The following is a 22,975-nucleotide window of genomic DNA, read 5'->3' as shown; positions in this document are numbered from 1 at the left end:
AGTTATCCGTGGCGGAATCGTACGCGACCGATGGAGGAGTCATGGGGCAGGGGCGGGGCTGGGAAGGCGCGGTCCTCAGACTGATGCGTGCGAAGGACTTCGCGCTGACCGTCCTCGACACCGAGGACGTGACCCCGCACTACCGGCGGATCCGGCTGGACGACGGCGGACTGCTCGCCGCGGCCGGCGTCCACCCCACGATGTGGGTACGCCTGTGGTTCTCCGACGGCGGCCGGCCGCATCAGCGCGCCTACACCCTGGTCGACCCCGACCCGGCCACCGGCACCTTCGGCCTGGAGTTCGCCCTGCACGAGGGCGTGGCGTCCGACTGGGCCCGGGCCGCGCGGCCCGGCGACACCGTCGAGGCCACCGTCCAGGGCACCGGCTTCCGGGACCCCGACCCGGCGCCCTCCCATCTCGTCGCGATCGGTGACCCGGCCTCGCTGCCCGCGATCAACTCCCTGCTCGGCGCCCTGGGTTCCGCCCCGGCCACCGTCTGGTTCGAGGGGGAGCCGGCGGGGCTGCCCAGCCGGACCGCGGCCGGCCGGCACGAGATACGGCCGGTGCCCCGCCGGGACGACGGCGCCCACCTGGTGGAACGCGTCCGCGCCGAACTGCCCGCCGTCCTCGCCGGCACCCCCGACCCCTACGTCTGGATCGCCTGCGACACGGCGACCACCCGCACGCTCGCGGCCTACGTCCGCAGGGACCTGGGCGTGCCGAAGCAGCGGGTGCACGCCCTGGGGTACTGGCGCGCGGACTGAGCGGACGGAGCGGACGAACAGGGTGAGCCGTGAGCCGGGGTGAGCGGTGAACCCGGGGGCGGACGGACCGGGCGGCCGCGGACCCGGGGGAGCCGTGAGACGGGATGAGCGTGAACCCGGGGGCGGGCAGCCCGGAGGCGGACGGACGAGGCGGCCGCGGACCGGGAGGCGGAGCGGGCATGCCCGGGCCTGGCGGGCGGGGCGGGCCGGGGCGCGGGATCATCGACGCATGGACGTCACCCTGCACCTCGCCCAGGACCCCCCGGCCGACGCGCTGCTCGGGCGCTCCCCGCTCGCCGCGCTCACCGGGATGCTGCTGGACCAGCAGGTCCCGATGGAGTGGGCGTTCAAGGGCCCCCGGACCATCGCCGACCGGCTCGGCGCGGAGGACCTCGACGCGCACGAGATCGCGGTGATGGATCCGGAGGGGTTCGCCGCTCTGCTCTCCGAAAAGCCCGCCGTGCACCGCTACCCGGGCTCGATGGCGAAGCGGATCCAGCAGCTGTGCCAGTACCTCGTCGAGCACTACGACGGGGACGCGGAGGCGGTCTGGCGGGGCGTCGGCAGCGGGACCGAACTGCTGCGGCGGCTGGAGGACCTGCCGGGGTTCGGCAAGCAGAAGGCGCAGATCTTCCTGGCCCTGCTCGGCAAGCAGCTCGGGGTCGCCCCCACGGGCTGGCGGGAGGCCGCCGGGGCCTACGGCGAGCCGGAGTCCTTCCGGTCCGTCGCCGACATCACCGGCCCCGAGTCGCTGGCCAAGGTGCGCGCGCACAAGCAGGAGATGAAGGCGGCCGCCAAGGCGGCGAAGCAGAAGTAGCGGCACCCGCCGGAGGGGACCGCGCGTCACCCGCTCGGCCCACCCCGGTGGCTGCCGCCGTCCGGCCGGTCCCAGCATGGGGCATGAGCGACATACCCAGCAGCGGCCCGGACCGGGACCGCGCGTCCGACGACCGGCGGGTCCACGAGGCGGCGCCGCCCGGCGGTCACCCCGCGGCCGAGCCGGCCCGCGGCCACCACGAGCCGGAGCCGCCGCTCGAAGGCCCGCTGCACGCCCTGTCCCGGGCCACCTGGCAGGTCGTCCTGGGCACCGGGATCGGCTCCCTGGTGCTCGGTGTCCTGGTGCTGGTCTGGCCCGACGCGTCCCTGCTCGCCGTCGGTGTGCTCTTCGGCCTCTACCTGCTCTACAGCGGCATCCTCCAGCTGGTGTCCGCCTTCGGCACCCACCAGGCGACCTCGTTGCGCGTGCTGGCCTTCATCAGCGGCGCGCTGTCGATCCTGCTCGGCCTGCTCTGTTTCCGCGGGCCCATGCAGTCGATCCTGCTGCTCGCCCTGTGGATCGGCATCGGCTGGCTGTTCCGCGGCATCACCCAGACCCTGGCCGCCGTGCACGACTCCCGCGCGCCCGCCCGCGGCTGGCAGATCTTCCTCGGGATCCTCACCTTCATCGCCGGGATCGTGCTCATCGACTCGCCGTTCGTGTCGATCGCGGTGCTGACCCTCGTCGGCGGGGTCTGGCTGGTCGCGGTGGGGATCGTGGAGATCGTCACCGCCATCCGTATCCGCGGCCGGGCGCGCCGGGTGCCGCGGACGGTCTGACCCGCCGTCAACCTCGCGTGACCACGGGTACGCCGAGCGGGCGGATCTCGCACCCGGCGTGCTGCCCCCACCCCGCGCCCCGGGAAAACAGACGTCGTGAGCAGGAGCAGGAGCACAGCCCGGAGCCACCCCTGGCTACGGGTCCTCGCGCTGCTCCTCGCCCTGTGGGTGCCCGGCGCCCAGGTCCCGGCCCAGGCGGTGCCGGGACTCGCCGTGGCCGCCGAGACCGACGGGCACGACGTCCTCGACACGCCCCTCAGGCCGCCCGCCCGCTCCGTCCACCGGGCCGACGCGCCCGAGCGCCTCGCCCCCCGCACCGACCCGGCACCCGCCCGCCCGGCGGCTCGCCCGATCCCCGCCGCGCCGCGGGCGCCGTCCGCCCCGCCCCGGCCGCGCACGGTGGTCCTGCGCTGCTGACAGACCCGCGTCCCCCCGCGAAGGTCAGTCGGCTCGACGCAAGGAGCACCACAGCCATGCCCAAGGATCCCTACGCCGTCCTGCGCGCCCTGCTGCGCGCGGAGGCCAGGCGCGGTACGGCGCCCAAGCCGGATCAGCGGACCCCGCAGCAGCCGCGGGAACCGCGGGACCGGGACCGCTGAGCGGACCCGGCGGGGGCGGGCTACCGTCTCCGCCGGGCGGTGCCGAACAGGGAGCGGGTGATCTCCCGGCCGAGCTGGGTGCCGACCGAGCGGGCCAGGGACCTGAACATCCCGCTGCCGACGACCTGTTCGACCAGGGACGGCTCGTCCCGTGCCGCCTCCGTGGGCTTCGGTGTCCGCACCGCTTCCGGCGGCCGGGCGGCGCTCAGCCTCTCGTACGCGGATTCCCGGTCCACAGCCTGTGCATAACGGCCGTGGAGCGAGGAGCCGCGGACCGCCCGGTCCAGTTCGGCGGCGTCGACCGGGCCCATCAGGGACTCCGGGGCGCGCAGCCGGGTGGCGGCCACCGGGGTCGGCGCCCCGGTCTCGCCGAGCACGGTCACCACGGCCTCGCCGGTGCCCAGGCCGGTGAGCAGTTCCTCCAGGTCGTACGCCGACTTCGGGAAGGTCCGCACGGTCGCCGTCAGCGCCTTCTGGTCGTCCGGGGTGAAGGCGCGCAGGGCGTGCTGGACGCGGTTGCCGAGCTGGCCGAGGACCTCGCCGGGCACGTCCTTCGGGGTCTGGGTGACGAAGAAGACGCCGACGCCCTTGGAACGGATCAGCCGCACCGTCTGCGTGATGGACTCCAGGAACGCCTTGGAGGCGTCGTCGAACAGCAGGTGCGCCTCGTCGAAGAAGAACACCAGCCTGGGCTTGTCGACGTCGCCGACCTCGGGCAGGTCGTGGAAGAGGTCGGCGAGCAGCCACATCAGGAAGGTGGAGAACAGCAGCGGTCGGTCCTGCACCGAGGGGAGTTCGAGGACCGAGACGATCCCCCGGCCGTCCGCCGCCGTGCGCAGGAGGTCCGCCGTGTCGAACTCGGGCTCGCCGAAGAAGTCCGCCATGCCCTGTGCCTCGAAGGCCGTGAGCGAGCGCAGGATCACCCCGGCCGTGGCGGTGGAGAGGCCGCCGATGTTCCTCAGCTCGCCCTTGCCCTCGTCGGAGGTGAGGAAGGCGACCACCGCCCTGAGGTCCTTGAGGTCGATCAGCTCCAGGCCCTTGGTGTCGGCGTAGTGGAAGATCAGGCCGAGGGACTGCTCCTGGGTCTGGTTCAGCCGGAGCACCTTGGCCAGCAGCACCGGGCCGAAGCTGGTGACGGTGGCCCGCACGGGGATGCCGTGGCCGAGGCCGCCGAGCGCGAGGAACTCCGCCGGGAAGCCGGCCGGGGTCCACTCCTGGCCGACCTCGCCGGAGCGCCCCCGCACCCGGTCGTTCTCCTGCCCCGGCCGCGCGATGCCGGACAGGTCGCCCTTGATGTCCGCGAGGAACACCGGCACGCCCTGCGCGGACAGCTGCTCGGCGATCAGCTGGAGGGTCTTGGTCTTGCCGGTGCCGGTGGCGCCCGCGACCAGGCCGTGCCGGTTGAGCACGGCCAGCGGGACACGGACCGGCGCGCCGGCGTGGCACCGCCCGTCCCACAGGAGGGCGCCGAGCTCGAGCGCGGGGCCGGTGAAGGCGTAACCGGAGGCGATCTTCTGCGCCGGAGCGGGCAGGGCGCCGGCTCCCCCGGGGGCCGCGGGAGGCACGGTCTCACTGTCGCTCATCCCCGGCCTCTGTTCCCGTAGTAGCCCGTATGCCCGTTTTGCTCCATCTTTTCAAGCGTCGCACTCCGCCGCCATGGCTGCGCCCGGAACGTCTTGACCGGTAGGCTTTCCGTGTGATCTTCAAGCGCATCGGAAACGGCCGGCCGTACCCCGACCACGGCCGGGAAAGCACCCGGCAGTGGGCGGACGTCGCGCCGCGCCCGGTCCGCCTCGATCAGCTCGTGACCACCAAGCAGCAGCTCGACCTGGAGACCCTGCTGGCGGAGGACTCGACGTTCTACGGCGACCTCTTCGCACACGTCGTGAAGTGGCAGGGCGACCTGTACCTGGAGGACGGCCTGCACCGCGCGGTCCGCGCCGCCCTCCAGCAGCGCCAGGTGCTGCACGCGCGCGTGCTCGAACTCGACTGACCCGGCGCGACACGGCGGTTGGCCCTTTCGGGTTCCGCTGAGCGGCATCGGCTGATCATCTGATAGGCATTGCCGCTCGGGCGCACTACGCTGCGTTCATGAGCATGCTGACTCCCCCGGGCATGGGCGGCCAGTACCGGATCACGGGGGACAAATACCCGCGGATGCGTCCGCCTCGCCGACGCGGCAGGCTCGTGGCCGCCGCAGTGGCCTCCGTCGCCGTGCTCGGTCTGATCGGCTGGGGCACCCTGCAGCTCATCGACGTCTTCGACGGCGGCGACAACCCCACGGTGGCCGGCCATGCGGCGGACTGCCGGACCAAGGCCGAACCGGCCCCGGCGGCCCAGGTGAAGGTCCTGCCGAAGCCCGGCCGGATCACCGTGAACGTCTTCAACGCCACCAAGCGCACCGGGCTCGCCAAGAAGACCGCGGACGAGCTGCGCAAGCGCGGCTTCAGGATCGGCTCCGTGGGCAACGCGGCCAAGGACTACGACCAGAAGGTCAAGGGCACGGGGCTGCTCCTCGGCTCCCCCGCCGCGCAGGACTCCTCGCTCCGGGTGCTCGGCACCCAGCTCGCCGGTGCGCCCGTGCGCGCCGACGGCCGCAAGGGCGCCGACCTCGACCTGATCATCGGGGACGGCTTCAAGGGCCTCACCCGGCAGGCGGCCGCCGATCAGGCGCTGACGTCCCTGACCGCACCCGGACAGCCGGCGGTCACGAAGAAGGGCTGCTGAGCGGCGGCCCCGGGGAGAATCGGGGCCGTACCGGGGCGGATGAGCGGAGTCCTGCCCGGACGCGTCTTCGCCTCCGGGGCACGACCGTCCGGGGCCGGCCCGCGCTCCGGACGGAGACCGGGCCGCGCCCGGTGGGCGCGGTGCCTACTCGGCGGATCCGTAGAGCCGGTCCCCCGCGTCGCCGAGGCCCGGGATGATGTAGCCGTGCTCGTTCAGGTGGTCGTCCACCGCCGCCGTCACGACCGTCACCGGCGTCCCCGCCAGCTCGCGCTCCATGACCTCGACGCCCTCCGGAGCGGCGAGCAGCACCACGGCCGTCACGTCGTCCGCGCCGCGCTTGATCAGCTCCTGGATCGCCGCGACCAGGGTGCCGCCCGTGGCCAGCATCGGGTCGAGGACGTACACCTGGCGGCCCGAGAGGTCCTCCGGCATGCGCGAGGCGTACGTGGACGCCTGCAGCGTCTCCTCGTTGCGGATCATGCCGAGGAATCCCACCTCGGCGGTCGGCAGGAGCCGGACCATGCCGTCCAGCATGCCGAGGCCGGCGCGCAGGATCGGCACCACCAGCGGACGGGGGCGGGCGAGCTTGACGCCCGTGGTCGAGGCGACCGGCGTCCGGATGTCGACGGCCTCGGTGCGCACGTCCCGCGTGGCCTCGTAGGCGAGCAGGGTGACCAGCTCGTCGGCGAGCCGCCGGAAGGTCGCGGAGTCGGTGCGCTGGTCGCGCAGCGTGGTGAGCTTGTGGGCGACCAGGGGGTGGTCGACGACATGGAGACGCATGCCCCTAACGGTACCTGCGTCACGAGTCGCCCTCGCCCTGGCGTCAAACCGGCCGTCCGGGGAAGGTGGGAGGGACGGACTTGGGGTGGTGTGACGTGTCTGACCTGCCTGACCTCCCCGCGGACGCCTCCGGGCCCACCGCCGACGCGGCCGGCCCCGCGGCGAGGGCCGCGAGGAAGGATCCCGACAAACCCGAGAGCGAGACCGAGCGCCGCCGACGGCGCGCCCAGTTCCTGCGCGATCTCGCCGAGGCCCGGGAGCTGCGCGACCGGGTCCAGCCCCGGCGCGCCAAGGCGGCCCGGCTGCGCCACGCGATGCGTATGCGGACGTTCCGCTGGTAACTCCGCGGAACCGTGCCCGGCGCGGAAGATCCACGTCCGCAGCGGTGTTGGGGACGTGGACGTGCGTGGGCGCGGGGAAAAGCCGCGTACGATCCGCAGGTGGCGGCAATGAGTGCGCTGCTGAGCCGTTCGCGGATCCGCGATCGAAACAGCCAGACACAGGGAGCCGAAGACGTCCCCTGGACGCCTTGTTTCTGCCACGATTCCGAGTGGGTGGGGCTCGGAGCCCAGGCTCTCTCCGCCCACGTACCTCCGCCGGGGGGACCCCCAACCGGCACGCCTATGACCAGTGGGAGAGTCACGGTGTACTTCGCCGCACTGCTCGCGCGCACCGAAGACGGGTGGGAAGCGAGCGACACAGAGCTGGACGATGTGGAGACCCTGTCGGATCTGGCCGACCTGGCCCGGGAAGCCTCTCCCGACGAGGACACGGTGCTCGTCCTGATCGAGCAGGAGGACTCCTGGTTCGGAGTCGTCCGCGTGGACGGCGAGGACGACCCTCGCATCTACGTCTCGGACGCCGCCGCCGCCCAGCGCAGCGCGTACGGGGAGCTGCTGCTCACCGACGAACTGCTCGGCCGGGAGCCCGGCTCGGACGACGGCCCGGACCTGGACTCCCTGGACCTCGACGGCACGGAGGACGGTGAGTCCGAGGACGACGAGGAAGTCGCCGTCGGCGCCGACGCGGTGCCGCACAGCCCGGTGGGCGACAGCGAGATCCTCGATGACCTCGGCATCGGCGAGAAGGAGCTGCGCGCCCTGGACGCCGAGGACGCGCTGGGCACGATCGCCGAGGCGCTGGGCGCCTCGGAGGTCCTGGAGACCGTCCGCTGACCACGCCACGGGACCCGCGGGACACACCGGACCCGGTCCGTGACCGCTGGCGTGCCGCGATGCGGCTCGCCCTGGACCAGGCCGAGCTCGCCGTCCGGGGCGGAGACGTCCCCGTCGGCGCCGTCGTACTGTCCCCGGACGGTACGACGGTGCTCGGTGCCGGGCACAACGAGCGCGAGGCCACCGGTGATCCCACGGCCCACGCGGAGGTGCTCGCGATCCGGCGGGCGGCGGCCGTGACCGGCGAGTGGCGGCTGACCGGCTGCACCCTCGTCGTGACCCTGGAGCCGTGCACGATGTGCGCGGGCGCGCTCGTCCAGTCCCGGGTGGACCGGGTGGTCTACGGCGCCCGGGACGACAAGGCGGGCGCGGCCGGCTCCCTGTGGGACGTGGTCCGCGACCGGCGGCTCAACCACCGGCCCGAGGTCGTCGAAGGTGTTCTCGCGGCGGAGTGCGCCGGGCTGCTCACGGACTTCTTCCGGGACCGCTGAGGAACCGCCGCCGGGCCGGTTCCGGCTCCCCGGTCATCGATTTCGAAGCACGCCCCACTGTGCTGTAGGGTCTCCCTCGGTAGCGTGTCCGAGCGGCCGAAGGAGCTCGCCTCGAAAGCGAGTGTGGCGCAAGTCACCGAGGGTTCAAATCCCTCCGCTACCGCAGAGAGAAGGGGCGCCCGGTTCATCGAACCGGGCGCCCCTTCGGCTTCCGCCCCCGTTCCCGTCTCAGTCGGTCCGGCGCATGGCCGACAACGCCACATCTGCCGTGTCGGCCATCTGCACGGGTGCGGCCTGTCGTCACCGTTCCGTCACAAGTGGTCCCGCACGGAACCCTGCCGCTCTCCCGCCCTGTCTGTACTCACGTACCACGACCACACGTACCGCGGGGCAACGACCGACGACCGAAACCCGCGGACGAGACGACTCAGGGGGACGACAGCATGCGGCACAGCAACGGCATTCGCAGGGCGGCTCTGGCGACGACGGCGGTCACGGCCGTCGCGGCGGCGGTGACCGGCATCCTGCCCGGCACCGCCATGGCGGCGAGCACCACCACCTCCACCCCGCCGCCGGCCTGCCCGGCCTCCGCCCTCCAGGTCAGCGCCTGGCAGGCCGCCCACCGGCCCGTCGGGACCGGGACCGGGGCAGCAGTCGTGCAGTTCACCAACGTCTCCCGGAAGACGTGCGTCCTGAAGGGCCATCCGACGGTCGCGGGCGCCGGCAACGGCTCCCCCGCCCACAACACCCCGCTCAAGGTCACCCCCACCGGCAGGGCGGCCACCGTGACGGTCCGCCCGCACGGCAAGGCGTGGGTGAAGCTGACCTTCGTCCAGGTCCAGGGGGAGGCCGACGGCTACTGCGTGTCGGGCAAGGACCCGGTGGCGTATCCGACGATGGTCATCGGGCTGCCGCGCTCCGGGAAGCACCAGGTCGCCCTGAACGACGGGTGGTGGGCCGAGTGCGACAACAAGGTGACCGCCACCCCGGTCTCGGCGGTCAAGCCTTCCTGACCCCACCGTCCCCACGAATCGAGCGGCCTGCACGACGAGCACAACGCGCAAGTCACCGAGGGTTCGGATCCCTCCGCCACCGCAGATGAGAAGGGCCCCGTCCACCGGACGGGGCCCTTCTCGCCGTTCCGGGCGGGGTGTCTGCGGCCGCGCGTCGTGCGGGGTTCCTCCGGAGTCACGGGCGCCTCCCGGGTCCGGGCCGCCGGGAGCCCGACCCGCCGCACGCCCCCATCCGTCGGACGCGAGCCTCTGTGCGATTATCAACAACGCTCTGAGCAGTCAGCGACGTGGGGAGGCCGCGGTGACGGTGAACGCCAAGAAGATCGCCGTGTACGTGCTCGTGGTCTTCGCGCTGTACGTGATCATCACCGACCCGGCCAAGGCGGCCGACTACGTCCAGATAGGCTTCGAGGGCATATCGGACGCGGCCAGGGCCATCGGCGACTTCATGACCTGGGTCGCCAACGGAGGAAAGAGCTGAGGTACACCGCATGATCCGCCACCTGGTCCTCTTCAAGCTCAACGAGGGCGTCGAGCGCGACGATCCGCGGGTCGTGGCCGGCGTGGAGGCCTTCCGGGCCCTCGGCGACCAGATCGAGGAGCTGCGTTCCTGGGAGTGCGCCTGGAACATCAGCGACCGGCCGATCGCCTACGACTACGCGATCAACTCGGCCGTCGAGGACGCCGACGCTCTCAAGCGCTATCTGGAGCACCCGGCCCACCAGGCGGGCGTCGCGCTCTGGCGCGAGTTCGCCACCTGGGTGATCGCCGACTACGAGATCTGAGCCGCGCACTCCCCACAACCCCTCACCGTTCCGGTGGGGGGCTTTCGTCTGTTATACGCCTCAACTTGTTGGAGTTTGGCGACAACACGGTGTAATGCGGTGCTTGCACACAGTGCACATGTCTTGTGATGCTATGACCGCTTTTGACGGATGATTGACGGACGAAGAGGTGGCGTTGACCGTGTCGGCCAGTACTGCGCCGCCTCAGGACGAGGCGGCAGCCCCGCCCCCGCCGGCCCCCGAGAAGCGCCGCGGTGCTGACACCCGGGCACTCACCCAGGTGCTGTTCACCGAGCTGAAGCAGCTCACCCCCGGCACGCCGGAGCACAACCGGGTACGGGGAGCGCTGATCGAGGCGAACCTCCCGCTCGTACGCTACGCCGCCGCCCGCTTCCGTTCCCGCAACGAACCGATGGAGGACGTCATCCAGGTCGGCACCATCGGCCTGATCAACGCCATCGACCGCTTCGACCCCGACCGGGGCGTGCAGTTCCCGACCTTCGCGATGCCCACCGTCGTCGGCGAGATCAAGCGCTACTTCCGCGACAACGTCCGCACGGTCCACGTCCCGCGCCGGCTGCACGAGCTGTGGGTGCAGGTCAACAGCGCCACCGAGGACCTGACCACGCTCTACGGCCGCTCGCCGTCCACCGCGGAGATCGCCGAACGGCTCCGGATCGGCGAGGACGAGGTGCTCAGCTGCATCGAGGCGGGGCGCTCCTACCACGCCACCTCGCTGGAGGCCGCCCAGGAGGGCGACGGACTGCCCGGCCTGCTGGACCGGATCGGCTACGAGGACCCGGCCCTGGACGGCGTGGAACACCGCGACCTGGTCCGCCATCTCCTCGTCCAACTCCCCGAGCGCGAACAGCGAATCCTTCTCCTGCGCTACTACAGCAATCTGACCCAGTCACAGATCAGCGCGGAACTCGGCGTCTCCCAGATGCATGTCTCGCGACTACTCGCCCGTAGCTTCCAGCGGCTGCGCTCCGCGAATCGGATCGACGCGTAGTCCCGGGCATTGCGTGCGCGGAGCCGAAGCACACAAGGCGTTCGGCCGATGCATAGCGGGCGCACGGAAGCACGGCCCGAACAGCACTGCATCGCAAACCCGATCGATCGGTAACCGGCGCGGGCGAATCGCTCACCAGGGCCGATGCCGACAGTTGCGGCCCGAATAACCGTCAGACCCCTTCTTTCCAGGGCGGATTCGCAACCTGCGTGTCGACATGTCGGTACAGCGCGTTGCCGACATGTGACATTCTGCGGGAAGCGCGTTTGCCGTGGCTCCGGCTCCGGTATTCAGGTGAAGGCTGCGTTGCTCGAAAGTCAGCGCCGCCGCGACCGTCCCGCGACCCAAAGGGGGTGGCATGTCCGCAGACCAGGGCAGCTCGAAGGTGCTGACGCCCACGATGAGCGAGGCAGCGCCCAAGGAGCTCGACGCTCTCGACGTCCTCGACGGCTTCGAGGGCGTCACGGCCCTCGAAGCCGTGCCGTCCCCGGCCGCCGGCCCGGCCGCCGAAGCTCTCCCGGCCCCGCAGCCCGCGGCGAACCTCGACACCCGCACCCTGTCCCGGTCGCTGTTCCTGCGCCTGGCCGCGCTGGACGAGGACAGCCCCGAGCGGGCCTACGTCCGGGACACCCTGATCGAGCTGAACCTGCCGCTGGTCCGGTACGCGGCCGCGCGCTTCCGCTCACGCAACGAGCCGATGGAGGACATCGTCCAGGTCGGCACCATCGGCCTGATCAAGGCGATCGACCGGTTCGACTGCGAACGGGGCGTGGAGTTCCCGACCTTCGCGATGCCGACGGTCGTGGGCGAGATCAAGCGCTTCTTCCGTGACACCTCGTGGTCCGTGCGCGTCCCGCGCCGGCTCCAGGAGCTGCGCCTGGCCCTCACCAAGGCCAGCGACGAGCTGTCCCAGAAGCTGGACCGCTCTCCCACGGTGACGGAGCTGGCCGCCGTGCTCGGCGTCTCCGAGGAGGACGTGGTCGACGGCCTCGCGGTCGGCAACGCCTACACCGCCTCCTCCCTCGACAGCCCGGCCCCCGAGGACGACGGCGGCGAGGGCTCCCTGGCCGACCGGCTCGGCTACGAGGACACGGCCCTGGAGGGCGTGGAGTACCGCGAGTCCCTCAAGCCCCTGCTGGCCAAACTCCCGCCCCGGGAACGGCGGATCATCATGCTGCGCTTCTTCGCCAACATGACCCAGTCACAGATCGGCGAGGAGGTCGGCATCTCCCAGATGCACGTCTCCCGGCTGCTGACCCGGACGCTGGCCCAGCTGCGCGACGGACTGATCTCCGACTGAGCACTCCGCGGGGAGGAGCCGCGGCCGGGACGTGCGCCTGACGCGTCGGGCGTCAGGCGGCCGCGGCACCGTCGTAGCTGGTCGCGCGGTTCCCCGCACCCGTTACGGGGCGCCGCCCCTCCCGCGGTCCGCGCACGGGGTTCACATCTGACGGAGCGTCAGCCACCATGGCGGGATGCTTCGTACGACGACAGGGACTCGTGGCCGCCGAGGCGCCGTTACGGCAGCGTCGGCGGCCGTCGTCTGTCTGGGCGGGGTGCTGGCCGCGTGCGGGGGCGGCGGCTCGGGCGGCTACACCGCGGTCGGCGCGGGCCGGAGCGGTCCGACGGCCGTGGTGCCGACGGCGCCGGTGAGCCTGGTGCCGCTGGACGGGGCGAAGAGGGACGGCACGCGCGGGGACGCCCCGCGCCCAGCCGGCTCCCCGACGGCTCCGGCGGGCGCGACGGGGCCGGACAGTGTGACGGGACCGGACGGCACGACGGGTCCGGCGGTGTCCCACGGCCCCGGGCACGACGGCACGCCGGAACCGGCCGCTCCGCAGACGCCCGCCCGGCCCCCGGAGGACCCCGCCCCGGGCACCCCGGAGCCCGGTGGCGGTGGGGACGGCCGTACGACACCACCGCCCGCCTCGCCCAGCCCGGCTCCGAGCCGTACGACACCCGCCACGCCGGCCGCCCTGTCCTGGGGCGACCCGGTGACCGAGGACACCGACAAGCGCTGGTGCCAGCAGGTGACCGTCGGTTTCCGCAACTCGGGCGGCACGCGGGTGCGTTCGGGCGCGGTGACGTTCGGGACGCACATCATCGGCGGGCTCGGCATCGACTGGGGAACGGTCGAGTCGACCGTGGCGCTTCCGGTGCCGCTCCCGCCGGGCGCGCGCAGGAGCCCCGTGTGGACGGTGTGCGTCGACGCCTGGCGGGTGCCGCTCGGCATGCACATCGAGACGCGGGACGTCTCCGTCGTGTGGGACTGACCGCTACTTCAGCGCCAGCCAGGCCACGCCGGCCACCACGGCGAGCACCACGACGACCCCGATGATCAGACCGACCCGGGGGCCGGAGGAGGCCGCCTGCTGCTGCTGTCGCCCCTGGGGAGCCTCGTCGACGAACGCGCGGAACATCTGGGTGCTGCCGGCGGGGTCGTAATTGCCCTGGGGGCCCTGGGTGTTAGCCATGCCCCGAGACCTTAGCGAAGAGGCCCCGGGCGGCCCAAGCCGGGACCCGGGGGGACGGCAGCGGATCGGACGGGGCAGACCACCCATCCTCACCTGCATATTTACGTTCGCAATACTTGCCTTTGCCAAGTTTTTGCGCCACCCACCCCCTGTTTGTTTGCCTTCAGCAACCAAACAACCCTATGGTTGCCCCAAGCAACGAATACGGGAGGTGTGATGGCCGAGCGGCCGCAGTTTGAAGAGCTGGCGCGTCAGCTCAGTGCCGTCGGAGCCGTGAAACGGGACATGGGGCGGATCCTGCCGCCCGACTGCCCGGCCGGCTCGGCCGCCGTGCTGACCCTGCTCGGCCGCCACGGCGACATGCGCATGAGCAAGCTCGCTGAGCTGCTCGCCGTGGACATGTCGGTGACCAGCCGGCACGTCGCGCATGTCGCCGCACGCGGCTGGATCGAGCGGCACCCGGATCCCGCGGACAAGCGCTCGCGCATCCTGCGCCTGACGCCCGAGGGTCTGGAGCAGCTCGACGAGCTGTCCCGGCGGACCACGCATCTGCTCGCCGAGCGGCTGGCGGACTGGACCGACGAGGAGGTCGGCCAGCTGATCCGGCTGATGACGCGCCTGCGCGCCAGCTTCGGCGACTGCCGGTCCGCCCCGCTGCGGCTCCCCACCCCCGTAGTCGAAGAGACCACCCGTACACCCGCAAGCACGTAAGAAAAGGAAGCCCATGGCAACGACCACACCAGCCGGTGTGCGGGCTCACGCCAAGCACGGGGGAGGCACAGGCCACGCCCCGATGACGCACCGGCAGATCATGGAGGCCCTGTCCGGCCTGCTGCTGGGCATGTTCGTGGCGATCCTGTCGTCCACGATCGTCTCCAACGCCCTGCCGGAGATCATCGGTGACCTCGGCGGCGGTCAGTCCGCCTACACCTGGGTCGTCACCGCCGCACTGCTGTCGATGACCGCGGCCACTCCCCTGTGGGGCAAGCTCGCCGACCTGTACAGCAAGAAGGCTCTCGTCCAGATAGCCCTGGTCATCTACGTGGTCGCCTCCATGGCGGCCGGTCTGTCGCAGAACCCCGGCATGCTGATCGTGTGCCGTGTGGTGCAGGGCATCGGCGTCGGCGGTCTGTCCGCCCTGGCGCAGATCGTCATGGCGGCGATGATCTCTCCGCGTGAGCGCGGCCGTTACTCCGGCTACCTCGGTGCCACCTTCGCCGTCGCCACCGTCGGCGGCCCGCTGCTCGGCGGTGTCATCACCGACACCTCCTGGCTGGGCTGGCGCTGGTGCTTCTACGTCGGCGTCCCCTTCGCGATCATCGCGCTGATCGTGCTGCAGAAGACCCTGCACCTGCCCGTGGTCAAGCGGGAGGTCAAGGTCGACTGGGGCGGCGCGACCCTCATCTCCGCCGCCGTCTCCCTGCTGCTGATCTGGGTCACCTTCGCCGGCGACAAGTACGACTGGATCTCCTGGCAGACCTACGCCATGGTCGGCGGTTCGGTCGTCCTCGGCGCACTGTTCGTGCTCGTCGAGGCCAAGGCGAGCGAGCCGATCATCCCGCTGCGTCTGTTCCGGAACCGCACGATCACTCTGGCGTCGCTCGCCTCGCTGTTCGTCGGTGTCGCGATGTTCACCGGCACGGTGTTCTTCAGCCAGTACTTCCAGCTGGCCCGCGACAAGTCCCCGACCATGTCGGGCGTCATGACCATCCCGATGATCGGCGGTCTGTTCGTCTCCTCGACCGTCTCCGGTCAGTTCATCACCCGCACCGGCCGCTGGAAGGCGTGGCTGGTCAGCGGTGGCGTCCTGGTCACGGCCGGCCTGCTGCTGCTCGGCGGCATCCGGTACGACACCGACTACTGGAAGATGGCCATCTGGATGGCCCTGCTGGGTCTCGGCATCGGCATGATGATGCAGAACCTGGTGCTCGCCACGCAGAACCAGGTGGCGCCCTCCGACCTCGGCTCGGCCAGCTCCACGGTCACGTTCTTCCGTTCCCTCGGTGGCGCGGTCGGCGTCTCGGCGCTCGGCGCCGTGATGGCCCACCGGATCACCGACTACGTCAAGGACGGCGTCTCCACCCTCAGCCCCAAGTACCAGGCCGCCCTGGCCGGCGGCTCCGGGTCCACGGACAGCATCCCGGACATGGACACGCTGCCGGCCCCCATCCGGACGCTGCTGGAGAGCGCCTACGGCCACGGGATCGCGGACGTCTTCCTCATCGCCGGCTTCCTGGCCGCCGTCGCCTTCCTGATCACGCTGTTCATCAAGGAGGTCCCGCTGAAGACCAAGGGCGCGCTCGCGCAGAGCGCCGAGGGCGAGGCTCCCCTGACCGACCCGGCCGCCGCTCCCGTCGTCGCCGAGGCCCAGGCACCGGCCGCCGAGCAGGTCCCGGCCGCCGTCGCCGCCGCCCCGCTGTCCGACACCGGCACGGCCGTGGCCACCGCCGTCCAGCCGATGACCGCCGTCGCCACGGTGGCGGAGCGCGACACCTTCGGCGGCACCCCGGTGCACGGCTTCGTCCGCGGCGCCGAGAGCGCCCCGGTCCCGCAGGCCGCGGTCACCCTGATCTCGCTGTCCGGCCGCCAGCTGGGCCGTTCGGTCGCCCAGGCCGACGGTTCCTACGCGCTGCACGCCCCCGGCACCGGCTCGTACGTCCTGATCGCCTCCGCCGACGGCTACCAGCCGCAGGCCTCCACCGTCGTGGTGGGCGAGGAACCGCTGGCCTACGACATCCTGCTCAGCGGCACCAGCGGGCTGACCGGCGTCGTCCGGGCGGCCGGGAGCGCGCTTCCGGTCAAGGACGCCATGGTGATCGTCACCGATGTGCGCGGTGACCTGCTGGCCACCGCCGCCACCGGTGAGCAGGGCGACTTCGCCCTCACCGACCTGGTGCCGGGCACGGTCACCGTCGCGGTCAACGCGAGCGGGTTCCGGCCGCGTGCCCTGCCGGTCGAGGTCGGCGCCACCGGCGTCACCCGCGTCGAGGTCGACCTGGACGCCGGCGCCCGGCTCCAGGGAGTCGTCCGGGCCCCGCACGGCCCGCTGGCCGACGCCCGGGTGACCCTGGTCGACCAGGCCGGCAACGTCGTCGGCACCGCCACCACCGGCGGGGACGGGGCGTACGCCTTCACCGACCTGGACGGCGGTGAGTACACCCTCATCGCGACCGGCTACCCGCCGGTGGCCACCGCGCTGACCGTGACCGGCGCCGGAACGGACGGCCACGACATCGAACTCGCCCACCCCGGCGAGTAGTTCTCACCCCGGCCCGTGGCGGCGCGCGCCCTGAGCGGAGGGCGCGCCCGCCACGGGCCGGTCTCATACGACCAATTTGTAAGACTTTGCAGGGAGAAAACGGGATGGGACTGACCGCGAAGATCCGTACCCGGGACGGGTGGGCCGTGTCGCACGCGGTCGTCACGGTGACCGACATGACCGGTACGCAGGTGCTGCGCGCCGAGGCCGACGCCGAGGGGGCCGTACGGGACACCACCGAGCTGGCTCCGGGGGCGTACACGGTGATCGTGACGGCGGTCGGGTACGCGCCCGCCGCGTCCAGCGCGATCGTCACCGCGAGCGGCCGGGCCGAGGTCGGCGCGGTCACGCTGGCCCGGCAGGGCGGCTCCGAGCTGCCGCCGCCCGGGCCCTGGACCATCGACCCGGCGCACTCCTCCGTCGCCGCGGTCGCCCAGCACCTGGGGATCTCCAGCGTGCACGGGCGGTTCACGGAGTTCGGCGGGGCGATCGAGATCGCGCCCGACGACGTCACCAAGTCCCGGGTGGCGGCGGTGATCCGGGCGGCGTCCGTCGACACGGGCAACGGCATGCGCGACACGCATCTGAAGTCCGGGGACTTCCTCGACGTCGAGCGGCACCCGGAGATCACCTACCGCTCCACCGGGGTGACCCCCGCCGGTTCCGACCGCTGGACGGTGCACGGCGAGCTGTCCATGCACGGGGTCGTACGGCCGGTGGACCTGGACCTCGCCTACCTCGGCACCGGCGCGGACCCCTGGGGCGGGACGAGGGCCGCGTTCCGGGCCACCGCCGAGCTGCACCGCGAGGACTTCGCGATGAACTACAACCAGGTGCTGCAGGCGGGCATCGCGGCCATCGGCACCACGCTGAAGGTGGAACTGGACATCCAGGCGGTACAGGGCGACACGCTGCCCCAGGCGTAGACACGACAGGGTCGGCCCCAGGGGCACGCGCTGCCCCTAGGCTGCCCCCATGGCACCGAACATCGCTACCAACACGCGTGTGTCGCTGGACGAGCTGCTGGACTTCGTGCGCCCCCGTCACCGTGCCCTCCTGATCACCAGGCGGGCCGACGGCTCCCCGCAGGCGTCGCCGCTGACCTGCGGCGTGGACGACTCGGGCCGGATCGTCGTCTCCACCTACCCCGAGCGGGCCAAGACCCGTAACGCCAGGCGCGACCCGCGGGTCGGCCTGGTCGTCCTCAGCGACGACTGGAACGGCCCCTGGGTCCAGATCGACGGCACGGCCGAGGTCATCGACGCGCCCGACTCCGTGGAACCGCTCGTCGAGTACTACCGCAACATCGCCGGCGAACACCCCGACTGGGACGAGTACCGGCAGGCGATGCTGAAGCAGGGCAAGTCGATCGTCCGGGTGACTCCCGAGCGCTGGGGGCCGGTGGCCACGGGCGGCTTTCCGGCCCGGCTCGTCGCCGACTCGTAGTCAGCCGCGGGCGACCATCGCCTCGATACCGGCGATCAGCAGGTCCAGGGCGAAGGTGAAGTCGCGGTCCAGCATCTCGGCGACCGTGTCCCCGCCGCGCGCCGCCATCAGGGTCTTGGACTCCTCCATCATCCTGGCGGTCCCCGGCACCTCCTCCGCCAGGGACATGGACTGCTCGAAGTACTCGTCCGGGCTGAGCCCGGTGTCCGCGGTCCGGGCGAGGAAGTGGCTCTCGATCGTGCCGTAGCCGTACACGAACTGGAAGACGGCCGAGATCGCCCCGGTCACCCTCTGCGTGGGCAGCCCCGTCCGGCGGATGACCCGCCGGACCACGCGGGAGAAGGCGAGCGAGTTCGGGCCGATGTTCAGGTAGCGCCCGGCCAGCGGCGACAGCCACGGATGGCGGACCAGTTGCGCCCGGTAGGCGGTGGCCAGCTCCCGCAGCTGCTCCCGCCAGTCGTCGTCCGTGCGGTCCGGATCGGGCAGCCGCAGCTCCGCGTAGGTCGCGTCCAAGGCGAGTTCGAGCAGGTCGTCCTTGGTGTCGACGTACCAGTACAGGGACATCGCGGTGACATTCAGCTCGGCGGCCAGCCGGCGCATGGAGAACTTGTCGAGCCCCTCGGCGTCCAGCAGCCGCACGGACGCCTCGGTGATCCGCTCCCGGTCGAGCCCGGAGGGCTGTCCGCCACGCCCGCCGCGGCGGCCCCTGCCCTCCAGCCAGACGCTGTCCCGCGCCGACCGACCTGCTGCCTTCGTCACCGGCGGCCCTTCTTTCTTCCCGATCACTGTTCACGATGCTAGGACTGCGGCCGGCCCGACGGGGCGCGGGCCCGTGCCCGGCATCCGGTTCCGCCGCGTGGGCGCGAGCCCCGGACGCACCCGGCGCCGCACGACTACCCATCCCCCCGGGCGCTCAGGCGGACACCCGCTCCGCCCGCCGAAGCAGCCCCACCGCCACGCATCCGCCCAGCATGAGCAGGGCGCCGCCGATGCCCCGTTCCGGCCCGCGCGGCGATCAGCCGGCTCACGGCGGGCAGCGCCGCCGACCGCTACGGCCGCAAGAAGATGCTGATCGCCGGGCTCGCCCTGTTCGGCACCGGCTCCCTGGTGGCCGGGCTCGCCGACTTGACCGGACACGTTTCCAAGTCAGCCGCTCGTCTCCCGCGTGAGGTCGTAGAACGTGGCCGATCCCACCGTCACCTTCGTGAAGGTCTTCTGGACCCAGGAGCTGATCTGCGAGGCGGTCCCGCTCCCGCCGCCCGCGCCCATGGCGCCGCCGGCGATGAAGTAGTGGATCCGCCCCTCCGCCACGTACTTCTTGAACTGGGCCAGGGTCGGGGAGGGGTCGGTGCCGTTGAAGCCGCCGATGGCCATCACCGGCGCGCCCGTGGCGAGCTGGTAGGCGGCCGCGTTCTGGGAGCCGACGGAGGCGGCCGCCCAGGTGTACTCCGCGGCGTCCTTCTCCAGCAGCTTCCCGGCCTCGGCCGACACGGTCGCGCCGTTCAGCAGGCCACCGGCACCGCCGGCGCCGCCCATGCCGCCCTCACCCGCGAGACCGCCACCGGGGAAGCCGGTGCCCGGGCCGCCCTGCTGCCCCTGCTGCCCCGGCCGGGTCTGCGTGCCGCCGTTGCCGTTCTGGCCGTTCTGGCCCGGCACGCCACCGCCGAAGCCGCCGCCTCCCGGGAAACCGTTGCCCGGGCCGCCCTGCTGCCCCTGCTGCCCCGGCCTGCCCTGGGTGCCGCCGTTTCCGTTCCGCCCGTTCCGGCCGGGCATACCGCCGCCGGGACCGCCGCCCCGGCCGCCCATCATGCTCGCGCCCGCCGGGCCGGCCGTGACGATCGAGCCGGTGTGGCCCTCCCGCAGCGTGCTCAGGGTGTACGCCGTCGGCCCGGCCAGCGCGGCCACCAGGCCCACCGCCGCCGCCCCGAGGGCGAGCCGGCGGGAGACCCGGCCCGCGAAGACCAGGCCGAGGGCCGCGGCCAGCCCGCCGACCAGGACCAGCCACCGCAGCCACGGCAGGTAGTCGGGGGTCCGGTGGAGCAGGACGTATCCCCAGGCCGCCGCGGCGGCCACGGACGCGGCGAGCGTGACCGACGCCCATGTCTCCCGCCGCCTCTCCCACAGCAGCGCGGCGCCCATGCCGGTCACGGCCGCGAGGTAGGGGGCGAGGGCCACCGTGTAGTACTGGTGGAAGATGCCCGCCATGTAGCTGAAGACCGCCATGGTCATCGGCAGCGAGCCGCCCCACACCAGGAACGAGGCGCGGGTGGCGGACGTCCGCCCGAGCTTCCGCGTGGCCACCAGGCCGGCGACGAGCAGGATCAGCGCGGAGGGCAGCAGCCAGGAGATCTGGCCGCCGGTCTCGGAGTCGAACATCCGGTCCCAGCCGGTCTCCCCCCACATCCCGGAGCCGCCCGCCCCGCCACCGCCGCCCACGCTGCCGGTCTCGTCGCCGTTGAGGCGGCCGAGGCCGTTGTAGCCGAAGGTCAGCTCCAGGAAGCTGTTGTGCTGCGAGCCGCCGATGTAGGGGCGGGAGGAGGCCGGCCACAGCTCGACGACCGCGACCCACCAGCCGCCCGAGACGACCAGCGCGAGCGTCGCCGCGGCCAGCTGTCCCAGGCGCTTCCTCACCGGCACCGGCGCGCACACCGCGTAGACGAGCGCCAGCGGCGGCAGGATCAGGAACGCCTGGAGCGTCTTGGCGAGGAACGCGAAGCCGATCGCGGCCCCGGCCCACACCAGCCACTTCGTACGGCCCTCCGCCACCGCCCGGACGACGAGGTGGCAGGCCACCGCCATCAGCAGGGCCAGCATGGCGTCCGGGTTGTCGAACCGGAACATCAGCGCCGCGACCGGGGTGAGCGCGAGCACCGCACCCGCGATCAGACCGGCTCCGGGGCCGAACCGGCGGCGCACGGCCGCGTGGACGACGGCGACGGACGCCACGCCCATCAGCACCTCGGGGGTGAGGATCGCCCACGAGTTCAGGCCGAAGAGGCGGACCGACAGCTCCATCGGCCACAGCGAGGCCGGGGGCTTGTCGACGGTGATGGCGTTGCCCGCGTCCAGCGAGCCGAAGAAGAACGCCTTCCAGGACGTGCTGCCCGCCTGGACGGCCGCCGAGTAGAAGGAGTTGGCGTAGCCGGAGGCGCTGAGGTTGCAGAGGTAGAGCAGGAGGGTGGCGGCCAGCAGGCCGAGGAGGGCCGGGCGCGCCCAGCGGGGGTCCTCGGCCCGGCCGCGCCACAGCCGGCGCACGAACGGCTGCCGGGGCCGGCCGGCGCCGGGGGTCCGCGGGGGAGCGGGGGGCGGCGGGCCCCAGCCGGCCGCCTCGCCCTGCCGGCTGGTCGGCGGGTCGTACTGCGTGGTCATCGGGGGTCCCCCGGATCGGTGTCGTGAGGGCGCACCGGCTGTAGCCGCACGGTCGCGTCCCTCCAGCTGCCGTCCGCGGCGTCGCCGGCGCGGACCTGGGTGGTCTGGTAGGGCTCCCCGTACGGCCGGTGCGACACCGGGCGCTGCGGGAGCGGTGCGTACGGGGCCGTCGGGCCGTGGGCCGGCGAGGCGGCCGGGGTGTGCGCGGCCACCACCGTGGACGGTCCGGTCTCCCCGCGGTCCGGGAAGACCCAGGCGCGGAAGAGCAGGAACCGCAGCACGGTCGCCGCGAGGTTGGCGGCGATGAGCACCGCCAGCTCGGTGGAGTGCGCCGGGCTGCCGGTGGCCGCGTTCAGGGCGGCGAGCGAACCGCTGGTCAGCGCGAGCCCGATGCCGAAGACCACCAGGCCCTGCGCCTGGTGCCGGACCGCGCCGCCGCGGCCGCGCACCCCGAAGGTGAGCCGGCGGTTGGCCGCCGTGTTGGCCACGGCGGAGACCAGCAGCGCCGGCGCGTTGGCGGTCTGCGCCCCGCCGAACTGCCGGAAGCCGCTGTACAGCAGCAGGTAGAAGAGGGTGGACAGACCGCCGACCACACAGAAGCCGACCAGCTGGCGGGCCAGGCCCGTGGGCACGTCGGTCAGTTCGCGGTCGCGCGGGTCGTCACCGAACGGGCGGGTGAGCCGGTCCAGCGGCAGCGAACCGCCGGCCAGGGCCTTGCCGACCCGCCACACCCCCTTGAGGTCCTCGGTGGCCGTGCTCACGATGTGCACGGTGGAGTCCGGGTCGTCGACCCAGTCCACCGGCACCTCGTGGATCCTGAGGCCCGCCCGCTCGGCGAGCACCAGCATCTCGGTGTCGAAGAACCAGCCGGTGTCCTCCACCAGCGGCAGCAGCACCTGTGCCACGTCCCGCCGGATCGCCTTGAAGCCGCACTGGGCGTCCGTGAAGCGGGCCTGGAGCGAACCGCGCAGGATCAGGTTGTAGGCCCGGCTGATGAACTCCCGCCTGGGGCCGCGTACGACCCGGGAGGCGTGGGCGAGCCGGGAACCGATCGCGAGGTCGGAGTGACCGGAGATCAGCGGCGCCACCAGCGGCAGCAGCGCGTTGAGGCCGGTGGACAGGTCGACGTCCATGTAGGCGAGGACCGGGGCGTCCGACGCCGACCAGACGGTCCGCAGCGCCCGCCCCCGCCCCTTGAGTTCCAGCCGGAAGTTGGTGACCTCGGGGATCTCCGCCGCCAGCCGCGCCGCCACCAGCGGGGTGGTGTCCGTGGACGCGTTGTCCGCGATCGTGATGCGGAAGGCGTACGGGAAGGTGCGCGTGAGGTGGTCGTGCAGTCTGCGGACGCACGGCTGGAGGTCCTTCTCCTCGTTGTAGACGGGGATCACTACGTCCAGGACAGGCGTACCGGCGTCGCCGGCCGGGAGGTGCTCCCGCGCCGGCAGGGTGCCGCGAGAAGAGTCGGTTCGCATGGGACCGACTTTC

The 22,975-nt window shown here is 72.5% G+C and carries 26 protein-coding genes and 1 tRNA gene; 21 read left to right on the top strand and 6 right to left on the bottom strand.

The annotated features are described in order from the left end of the window. Positions 1-41: 41 nt before the first annotated feature. From FHS34_RS22185 to FHS34_RS43490, 5 genes are all read left to right on the top strand, one after another. Positions 42-764 (top strand): siderophore-interacting protein, encoded by a 723-nt coding sequence (locus FHS34_RS22185; RefSeq protein WP_184968053.1) that lies wholly within the window; start codon positions 42-44, stop codon positions 762-764. A 229-nt stretch (positions 765-993) separates the two neighbouring features. Continuing rightward, positions 994-1,581: an HhH-GPD-type base excision DNA repair protein gene (locus FHS34_RS22180; RefSeq protein WP_184968051.1), complete on the top strand. Its 588-nt coding sequence runs from the start codon at positions 994-996 to the stop codon at positions 1,579-1,581. A gap of 83 nt (positions 1,582-1,664) precedes the next feature. Further along, entirely contained in the window at positions 1,665-2,360 is a 696-nt protein-coding gene (locus FHS34_RS22175) for an HdeD family acid-resistance protein (protein WP_184968049.1), read from the top strand. Positions 2,361-2,456: 96 nt separating this feature from the next. Next, positions 2,457-2,777: a hypothetical protein gene (locus FHS34_RS22170; protein WP_184968047.1), complete on the top strand. Its 321-nt coding sequence runs from the start codon at positions 2,457-2,459 to the stop codon at positions 2,775-2,777. Positions 2,778-2,833: 56 nt separating this feature from the next. Continuing rightward, positions 2,834-2,959, top strand: coding sequence for a hypothetical protein (locus tag FHS34_RS43490; protein WP_263978386.1), 126 nt, complete (start codon positions 2,834-2,836; stop codon positions 2,957-2,959). 20 nt (positions 2,960-2,979) lie between these two features. Here the strand turns inward: FHS34_RS43490 and FHS34_RS22165 are convergent, their stop codons facing one another. Then, positions 2,980-4,542, bottom strand: coding sequence for a helicase HerA-like domain-containing protein (locus FHS34_RS22165; protein WP_184968045.1), 1,563 nt, complete (start codon positions 4,540-4,542; stop codon positions 2,980-2,982). Between the two features lie 113 nt (positions 4,543-4,655). On the opposite strand from FHS34_RS22165, the gene FHS34_RS22160 reads away from it, so the two are divergent. Together FHS34_RS22160 and FHS34_RS22155 are read left to right on the top strand one after the other, a co-directional pair. Beyond that, positions 4,656-4,952, top strand: coding sequence for a type II toxin-antitoxin system VapB family antitoxin (locus tag FHS34_RS22160; RefSeq protein WP_004943146.1), 297 nt, complete (start codon positions 4,656-4,658; stop codon positions 4,950-4,952). A gap of 122 nt (positions 4,953-5,074) precedes the next feature. Next, positions 5,075-5,686 carry a LytR C-terminal domain-containing protein gene (locus tag FHS34_RS22155; protein ID WP_184968139.1) on the top strand — a complete coding sequence of 204 codons (612 nt, stop codon included), beginning with the start codon at positions 5,075-5,077 and terminating at the stop codon, positions 5,684-5,686. A 144-nt stretch (positions 5,687-5,830) separates the two neighbouring features. On the opposite strand, the gene upp is transcribed toward FHS34_RS22155, so the two are convergent. Further along, positions 5,831-6,466, bottom strand: a complete 636-nt coding sequence (gene upp, locus FHS34_RS22150; protein WP_184968044.1) for a uracil phosphoribosyltransferase — start codon at positions 6,464-6,466, stop codon at positions 5,831-5,833. A 95-nt stretch (positions 6,467-6,561) separates the two neighbouring features. Between upp and FHS34_RS22145 the strand changes: the two genes are divergently transcribed. The 10 genes from FHS34_RS22145 (at position 6,562) to FHS34_RS22100 (ending at position 13,215) form a co-directional block, all read left to right on the top strand. Beyond that, the gene (locus FHS34_RS22145; protein ID WP_184968042.1) at positions 6,562-6,807 is read left to right on the top strand and encodes a hypothetical protein; all 246 of its coding nucleotides are present in this window, start codon (positions 6,562-6,564) and stop codon (positions 6,805-6,807) included. Between the two features lie 303 nt (positions 6,808-7,110). Then, entirely contained in the window at positions 7,111-7,641 is a 531-nt protein-coding gene (locus tag FHS34_RS22140) for a tRNA adenosine deaminase-associated protein (RefSeq protein WP_184968137.1), read from the top strand. Positions 7,642-7,700: 59 nt separating this feature from the next. After that, the gene (gene tadA / locus FHS34_RS22135) at positions 7,701-8,132 is read left to right on the top strand and encodes a tRNA adenosine(34) deaminase TadA (protein ID WP_184968040.1); all 432 of its coding nucleotides are present in this window, start codon (positions 7,701-7,703) and stop codon (positions 8,130-8,132) included. A gap of 78 nt (positions 8,133-8,210) precedes the next feature. Continuing rightward, positions 8,211-8,295 (top strand) — tRNA-Ser (locus FHS34_RS22130). A gap of 280 nt (positions 8,296-8,575) precedes the next feature. Next, positions 8,576-9,145, top strand: a complete 570-nt coding sequence (locus FHS34_RS22125) for a DUF4232 domain-containing protein (protein WP_184968038.1) — start codon at positions 8,576-8,578, stop codon at positions 9,143-9,145. Positions 9,146-9,446: 301 nt separating this feature from the next. Further along, positions 9,447-9,626: a hypothetical protein gene (locus FHS34_RS22120; protein ID WP_184968036.1), complete on the top strand. Its 180-nt coding sequence runs from the start codon at positions 9,447-9,449 to the stop codon at positions 9,624-9,626. A gap of 10 nt (positions 9,627-9,636) precedes the next feature. Beyond that, positions 9,637-9,930, top strand: coding sequence for a Dabb family protein (locus tag FHS34_RS22115; RefSeq protein ID WP_184968033.1), 294 nt, complete (start codon positions 9,637-9,639; stop codon positions 9,928-9,930). 175 nt (positions 9,931-10,105) lie between these two features. Further along, complete coding sequence (locus FHS34_RS22110; protein ID WP_225817471.1) at positions 10,106-10,942, top strand: RNA polymerase sigma factor SigF; 837 nt, start codon at positions 10,106-10,108, stop codon at positions 10,940-10,942. Between the two features lie 358 nt (positions 10,943-11,300). Further along, positions 11,301-12,242, top strand: coding sequence for an RNA polymerase sigma factor SigF (locus tag FHS34_RS22105; RefSeq protein ID WP_184968031.1), 942 nt, complete (start codon positions 11,301-11,303; stop codon positions 12,240-12,242). Between the two features lie 175 nt (positions 12,243-12,417). After that, positions 12,418-13,215 carry a hypothetical protein gene (locus tag FHS34_RS22100; RefSeq protein ID WP_184968029.1) on the top strand — a complete coding sequence of 266 codons (798 nt, stop codon included), beginning with the start codon at positions 12,418-12,420 and terminating at the stop codon, positions 13,213-13,215. Between the two features lie 3 nt (positions 13,216-13,218). On the opposite strand, the gene FHS34_RS22095 is transcribed toward FHS34_RS22100, so the two are convergent. Continuing rightward, entirely contained in the window at positions 13,219-13,416 is a 198-nt protein-coding gene (locus tag FHS34_RS22095; RefSeq protein ID WP_184968027.1) for a hypothetical protein, read from the bottom strand. Positions 13,417-13,632: 216 nt separating this feature from the next. Between FHS34_RS22095 and FHS34_RS22090 the strand changes: the two genes are divergently transcribed. The 4 genes from FHS34_RS22090 (at position 13,633) to FHS34_RS22075 (ending at position 18,121) form a co-directional block, all read left to right on the top strand. Further along, positions 13,633-14,127 (top strand): MarR family winged helix-turn-helix transcriptional regulator, encoded by a 495-nt coding sequence (locus FHS34_RS22090; RefSeq protein ID WP_184968025.1) that lies wholly within the window; start codon positions 13,633-13,635, stop codon positions 14,125-14,127. Between the two features lie 82 nt (positions 14,128-14,209). Then, positions 14,210-16,675 (top strand): MFS transporter, encoded by a 2,466-nt coding sequence (locus tag FHS34_RS22085; protein ID WP_505383586.1) that lies wholly within the window; start codon positions 14,210-14,212, stop codon positions 16,673-16,675. A 104-nt stretch (positions 16,676-16,779) separates the two neighbouring features. Further along, positions 16,780-17,601 (top strand): YceI family protein, encoded by an 822-nt coding sequence (locus FHS34_RS22080; RefSeq protein WP_184968021.1) that lies wholly within the window; start codon positions 16,780-16,782, stop codon positions 17,599-17,601. A 49-nt stretch (positions 17,602-17,650) separates the two neighbouring features. Beyond that, positions 17,651-18,121, top strand: a complete 471-nt coding sequence (locus FHS34_RS22075) for a PPOX class F420-dependent oxidoreductase (protein ID WP_184968019.1) — start codon at positions 17,651-17,653, stop codon at positions 18,119-18,121. Here FHS34_RS22075 and FHS34_RS22070 read toward each other — a convergent pair whose 3' ends face one another. The 3 genes from FHS34_RS22070 to FHS34_RS22060 form a co-directional block, all read right to left on the bottom strand. Beyond that, a complete protein-coding gene (locus FHS34_RS22070; protein WP_184968017.1) occupies positions 18,122-18,880 on the bottom strand; it encodes a TetR/AcrR family transcriptional regulator in 759 nt (252 codons plus the stop codon). A gap of 387 nt (positions 18,881-19,267) precedes the next feature. Continuing rightward, positions 19,268-21,490: an ArnT family glycosyltransferase gene (locus FHS34_RS22065; protein ID WP_184968015.1), complete on the bottom strand. Its 2,223-nt coding sequence runs from the start codon at positions 21,488-21,490 to the stop codon at positions 19,268-19,270. Continuing rightward, positions 21,487-22,962 carry a bifunctional glycosyltransferase family 2/GtrA family protein gene (locus tag FHS34_RS22060; RefSeq protein ID WP_184968013.1) on the bottom strand — a complete coding sequence of 492 codons (1,476 nt, stop codon included), beginning with the start codon at positions 22,960-22,962 and terminating at the stop codon, positions 21,487-21,489. The genes FHS34_RS22065 and FHS34_RS22060 overlap by 4 nt, the downstream gene beginning before the upstream one ends. Positions 22,963-22,975: the final 13 nt, after the last annotated feature.

Origin of the sequence: Streptomyces echinatus, assembly GCF_014203595.1 — a bacterium.
Classification (GTDB): Bacteria; Actinomycetota; Actinomycetes; order Streptomycetales; family Streptomycetaceae; genus Streptomyces; species Streptomyces echinatus.
Note: the sequence above shows the minus strand (reverse complement) of the source record. Positions and strands in the feature narration are given on the sequence as shown.

Bases quoted from the DNA above. Each gene is read 5' to 3' on its own strand.
- FHS34_RS22165 (WP_184968045.1), bottom strand. From the start codon at position 4,542: ATGAGCGACAGTGAGACCGTGCCTCCCGCGGCCCCCGGGGGAGCCGGC.
- FHS34_RS22080 (WP_184968021.1), top strand. From the start codon at position 16,780: ATGGGACTGACCGCGAAGATCCGTACCCGGGACGGGTGGGCCGTGTCG.
- FHS34_RS22115 (WP_184968033.1), top strand. From the start codon at position 9,637: ATGATCCGCCACCTGGTCCTCTTCAAGCTCAACGAGGGCGTCGAGCGC.
- FHS34_RS22065 (WP_184968015.1), bottom strand. From the start codon at position 21,490: ATGACCACGCAGTACGACCCGCCGACCAGCCGGCAGGGCGAGGCGGCC.
- FHS34_RS22100 (WP_184968029.1), top strand. From the start codon at position 12,418: ATGCTTCGTACGACGACAGGGACTCGTGGCCGCCGAGGCGCCGTTACG.
- FHS34_RS22085 (WP_505383586.1), top strand. From the start codon at position 14,210: ATGACGCACCGGCAGATCATGGAGGCCCTGTCCGGCCTGCTGCTGGGC.
- FHS34_RS22155 (WP_184968139.1), top strand. From the start codon at position 5,075: ATGGGCGGCCAGTACCGGATCACGGGGGACAAATACCCGCGGATGCGT.
- FHS34_RS22185 (WP_184968053.1), top strand. From the start codon at position 42: ATGGGGCAGGGGCGGGGCTGGGAAGGCGCGGTCCTCAGACTGATGCGT.
- FHS34_RS22060 (WP_184968013.1), bottom strand. From the start codon at position 22,962: ATGCGAACCGACTCTTCTCGCGGCACCCTGCCGGCGCGGGAGCACCTC.
- FHS34_RS22090 (WP_184968025.1), top strand. From the start codon at position 13,633: ATGGCCGAGCGGCCGCAGTTTGAAGAGCTGGCGCGTCAGCTCAGTGCC.
- tadA (WP_184968040.1), top strand. From the start codon at position 7,701: ATGCGGCTCGCCCTGGACCAGGCCGAGCTCGCCGTCCGGGGCGGAGAC.
- FHS34_RS22075 (WP_184968019.1), top strand. From the start codon at position 17,651: ATGGCACCGAACATCGCTACCAACACGCGTGTGTCGCTGGACGAGCTG.
- FHS34_RS22125 (WP_184968038.1), top strand. From the start codon at position 8,576: ATGCGGCACAGCAACGGCATTCGCAGGGCGGCTCTGGCGACGACGGCG.
- FHS34_RS22175 (WP_184968049.1), top strand. From the start codon at position 1,665: ATGAGCGACATACCCAGCAGCGGCCCGGACCGGGACCGCGCGTCCGAC.
- FHS34_RS22180 (WP_184968051.1), top strand. From the start codon at position 994: ATGGACGTCACCCTGCACCTCGCCCAGGACCCCCCGGCCGACGCGCTG.
- FHS34_RS22105 (WP_184968031.1), top strand. From the start codon at position 11,301: ATGTCCGCAGACCAGGGCAGCTCGAAGGTGCTGACGCCCACGATGAGC.
- FHS34_RS43490 (WP_263978386.1), top strand. From the start codon at position 2,834: ATGCCCAAGGATCCCTACGCCGTCCTGCGCGCCCTGCTGCGCGCGGAG.
- FHS34_RS22095 (WP_184968027.1), bottom strand. From the start codon at position 13,416: ATGGCTAACACCCAGGGCCCCCAGGGCAATTACGACCCCGCCGGCAGC.
- upp (WP_184968044.1), bottom strand. From the start codon at position 6,466: ATGCGTCTCCATGTCGTCGACCACCCCCTGGTCGCCCACAAGCTCACC.